The 4,768-nt window shown below is 74.2% G+C and carries 1 protein-coding gene; it reads right to left on the bottom strand.

The features are described 5' to 3' along the window. On the bottom strand, positions 1-4,768 hold a 4,768-nt coding region (locus AB0I21_RS57065), incomplete at both ends, for an amino acid adenylation domain-containing protein (protein WP_360574389.1).

The following is a 4,768-nucleotide window of genomic DNA, read 5'->3' on the forward strand; positions in this document are numbered from 1 at the left end:
AGACACACCGCAACCACCGACTCCGGCCCCACACCCCTGCCCGCAAGGACCCTCGCAAGGCCGGCCGCCCGCGCGTCAAGCTCCGCATACGACACCAGGCCGCCGTCACCCAGCACCGCCGGCGCATCCGGCGTCCGCGCCACCTGCGCCGCCAGCAACGCCGGAACCGTCCCGCCGGACAGATCGACCGCGGTGTCGTTCCACTCCACCAGCACCCGCCGACGCTCACCGGTACCAAGGACATCCACATCGGACAGTCGCACCGCCGGGTCCACGAGGACGGACTCCAGGACCCGCACCCAGCGCCCGGCCATGTCGGCCACGGTGGCGGCGTCGAACAGGTCCGCGGACCCCGTGAACGTGCCACGGAGCCCGCCCGGCCCCTCCGCCATCACGACCTCCAGGTCGAACCTGGACGTGGACGTGCCTTCCACCGCCGCGCCGGGCCCACCGGTGGCGACGCCCGGCAGGTCGAGGACCGCGTCGCCGGTGTTCTGCACCGTCAGCATCACCTGGAACAACGGGTGCCTCGCCAGGGACCGCACCGGCGCCAGCTCCTCCACCAGGCGCTCGAACGGCACGTCCTGGTGCTCGAACCCGGCGAGCGCGGTCTCCCGTACACGGCCCAGCAGCTCCGCGAAGGAGGGGTCCCCGGACAGGTCGGTCCGCATGACGAGGGTGTTGACGAAGAACCCGACGAGGTCGTCGAGGGCCTGGTCGGTACGCCCGGCGACGGCCGCACCGATCGGGATGTCCGTGCCGGCGCCCAGCTTCGACAGCAGCACCGCGAGACCGGCCTGCAGCAGCATGAAGACGGTGACGCCCTGCGCCTGGGCGGCCTCGGTCAGGCGGGCGTCGAGCTCCAGGGGGACCGTGTGCCCGCGGTGACCCGCGGTCGCGGGCCTCGGCCGGTCGGCGGGCAGCGTCAGCTCGTCCGGTGCGCCGTCGAGGGTCTGCCGCCAGTACGCGACCTGCCGCGAGATGACGCTGTCGGGGTCAGCCTCGTCGCCGAGCAGCTCACGCTGCCACAGCGTGTAGTCGGCGTACTGGACCGGCAGCGGCTGCCACTGCGGGGCCTGTCCGGCCATGCGCGCCTGGTACGCGGCCGACACGTCCGCGGCGAGGGGACCCATGGACCAGCCGTCGCCGGCGATGTGGTGGACGACCACGACGAGCACCGACTCGTCCGAGCCGTCGCTGAACACGGACGCCCGGATCGGCACCTCGGCGGCGAGGTCGAACGGGTGCTGCACCGCCGCCTCGATCGCCCCGGGCAGGTCCGCCGCCGGGACGTGCGCGCGGTGCAGCCGCCAGTCGACCTCGCCGGCGGGGATGATCCGCTGGTACGGGTGGCCGTCCGCGGCCGGGAACACGGTGCGCAGGACCTCGTGGCGGCCGATCACGTCCCGCAGCGCCGCCTCGAGGGCGTCCGCGTCCACGGCACCGGCGAGGCCCAGCACCTCCGGGATGTTGTACGTGGCGTTCGGGCCCTCCAGCTGCCAGAGGAACCACAGCCGCTGCTGCGCGTGCGACAGCGGCAGCCGCTCCGGCCTGGTCAGGGTGGTCAGCGCCGGTCGGGCGGCAGCCGCGCCGGGGAGCCGCTCCGCCAGCCGCGCCGGTGTCGGGGCCTCGAACAGCGCCCGCAGCGACACCTCGAGGCCGAGGACGGCCCGGAGCCGGCTGACGAGGCGGACGGCGAGGAGCGAGTGCCCGCCGAGGGCGAAGAAGTCGTCGTCGGCGCCGACCTCGTCCACCCCGAGGACGTCGGCGAACGCCCGGCAGAGCAGCTCCTCGCGGGCGGTGGCGGGGGCGCGCCGGGTGCCGGTGGCCGCCGCGAAGTCCGGAGCGGGCAGCGCCTTGCGGTCGAGCTTGCCGTTCGGCGACAGCGGCAGCTCGGCGAGGACCATCACCGCCGCGGGGACCATGTATTCGGGCAGCCGGTCGGCCGCGAACCCGCGCAGTACAGCGGGCAGATCCGCGCCGTCGTCTCCGGCGGGGACGACGTAGGCGACGAGCCGCTTGCCGCCGGTCGCGTCGTCGCGGACGATCACGGCGGCCCGGTCGACGTGCGGGTGGGCGGTGAGGACGGCTTCGATCTCGCCCGGTTCGATCCGGAACCCTCGGATCTTCACCTGATCGTCGGCGCGGCCGACGAAGACCAGCTGGCCGTCGGCGTTCCAGCGGACCACGTCGCCGGTCCGGTACATGCGGCCGCCGCTGCCGAAGGGGTCGGCGACGAACCGGGCCGCGGTCAGACCGGCCCGGCCGACGTACCCGCGGGCCAGCTGGGCCCCGGCGATGTACAGCTCGCCGGGGACGCCGGCCGGCACCGGGGACAGGCGCTCGTCGAGGACGAACGCGCGGGTGTTGCCCATCGGCCCGCCGAGCGGCACGACGGAGGCGGTCTTCATCCGCTCGTGGTCCACGACCCAGGACGCCATGATGACGGCGGCCTCGGTCGGGCCGTAGGAGTGGGCGAGCATCCGGTCCGCCGACCACAGCTCGGCCTGCCGGACGGAGATCCCCTCGGAGCCGACGAGCATCCGCCGGACCGGCGCCAGGTCGCTGGGGTCCAGCATCTGCAGCAGGCTCGGCACGACGCTCGCCGACCGGACCCCGGCCGCCGCGACGAGGTCGCGCAGCGACCCGGCCTCCATCCGCTGCGCCGTCGACGCCACCACCAGGGCCGCGCCGGACGTCAAGGAGACGGCGATGTCGAGCACCGACGCGTCGAAGCTGAACGAGACGAACTGCAGGATCCCGTCGCCGGGGGCGGCGCCGAACACCGGGGAGAGCACCGCCACCGCGTTCGCGAGCGCCGCGTGCGAGACGCCGACGCCCTTCGGCCTGCCGGTCGACCCGGACGTGTAGATGACGTACGCCAGCTGGTCCGGCACGGTGCGCACCGGCAGCGGGCAGCCGGCCGGCGCGTCGATGGGCTCGTCGAGCAGCACCACCGGCTCGACGCCGGCCAGCACCCCGGCGACCGGCGACACGGTCAGCACGCAGACCGGGGCCGCGTCGGCGACCATGAAGGCGATCCGGTCCGCCGGGTAGCCGGGGTCGATCGGCAGGTAGGCGCCGCCGGCCTTCCACACGGCGAGGGCCGCGACGACCATATCGGCGCCGCGCGGCAGGCACAGGCCGACCAGGGACTCCGCGCCGGCGCCGCGGCTCACCAGCAGGCCGGCGATGCGGTCGGCGCGGCGGTCGAGCTCCGCGTAGGACAGGGACTCGCCCTCGAACACGACCGCCGGTGCGTCCGGCGTCCGCAGCGCCTGCAGCGCGAAGAGTTCCGGGACGATCGCGGCCGGGACGTCGACCGCCGTGTCGTTCCACTCGACGAGGATCTGGTCGCGTTCGGCGGGGTCGAGCACGTCCACGCCGGAGATCGGGGCGGACGGGTCGGCGAGGACGGATTCCAGGACCCGGACCCATCGCCGGGCGATGCCGGCGATGGTGGTGGCGTCGAACAGGTCCGAGGATCCGGTCAGCGCGCCGTGCAGCCCGGCCGCGGCACCGTCGGCGGCGTAGGCCTCCATCATGACGAGGTCGAGGTCGAACTTCGCCGACGTCGTCGCCTCGATCGCCGTCGCGCCCGCGCCGCCGGCCTGCCCGCCTGCCTCGACGCCCGGCAGGTCGAGGACCGCGTCGGCGGTGTTCTGCACGGTCAGCATCACCTGGAACAGGGGGTTACGGGCCAGGGACCGGGCCGGCGCGAGCTCCTCGACGAGGCGTTCGAACGGCACGTCCTGGTGCTCGAACCCGGCGAGGCTGGTCTCCCGCACCCGGGCGAGCAGCTCCGCGAACGTCGGGTCCCCGGACAGGTCGGTCCGCATGACGAGGGTGTTGACGAAGAACCCGACCAGATCGTCCAATGCCTGATCGGTACGCCCGGCAATGGCCGCACCGATCGGGATGTCCGTGCCGGCGCCCAGCTTCGACAGCAGCACCGCGAGGCCCGCCTGCAGCAGCATGAAGACGGTGACACCTTCGGCCCGGGCCACGGCGAGCAGCCGGGCGTGCAGCCGCGGGTCGATCCGGACCGGCACGATGTAACCGTCGTGGCCGGCCATGGCGGGGCGGCGCCGGTCGGTGGGGAGCTCCAGCTCCTCGGGTGCACCGGCGAGGGCATCCCGCCAGTAGGCGACCTGCCGCGAGATGACGCTGCCGGGGTCGGTCTCGTCGCCGAGCAGGTCACGCTGCCAGAGCGCGTAGTCGGCGTACTGCACCGGCAGCGACCGCCACGCCGGGGCGTGACCGGCGAGGCGGGCCTGGTAGGCCGTCGACAGGTCGGCGGCGAGAGGCTCCAGGGACCAGCCGTCGCTGGCGATGTGGTGCACGACCACGACGAGAGTCTTCCGGCCGTCGCAGGTGAACAGCCACGCGCGGATCGGCGCCTCGGCGGCGAGGTCGAACGGGTGCTCGGCGGCCGCGTCGACCGCCGCGTCGAGGTCCGTCACGTCGGCGAGGTCGAGACGCCAGTCGAGCGCCTCGAGGGGGATGATCCGCTGGAACGGTTCGCCGTCGGCGGTGGGGAAGACCGTCCGCAGGACTTCGTGGCGGCCGATGACGTCGCGGAGGGCGGCGTTGAGGGCGTCCGGGTCGGTGTCGCCGGACAGGCCGAGCACCATGGGGATGTTGTAGGTGGCGCTCGGCCCCTCCAGCTGGCTGATGAACCACAGGCGCTGCTGCGCGTAGGAGAGCGGGAGCCGCTCGGGCCGCTGCCACGGCACGAGCGCCGTGCGGGCCGCTCCCGCGCCAGGCA

It is taken from the genome of Dactylosporangium sp. NPDC050588 (assembly GCF_040654975.1).
Taxonomy (GTDB): domain Bacteria; phylum Actinomycetota; class Actinomycetes; order Mycobacteriales; family Micromonosporaceae; genus Dactylosporangium; species Dactylosporangium maewongense.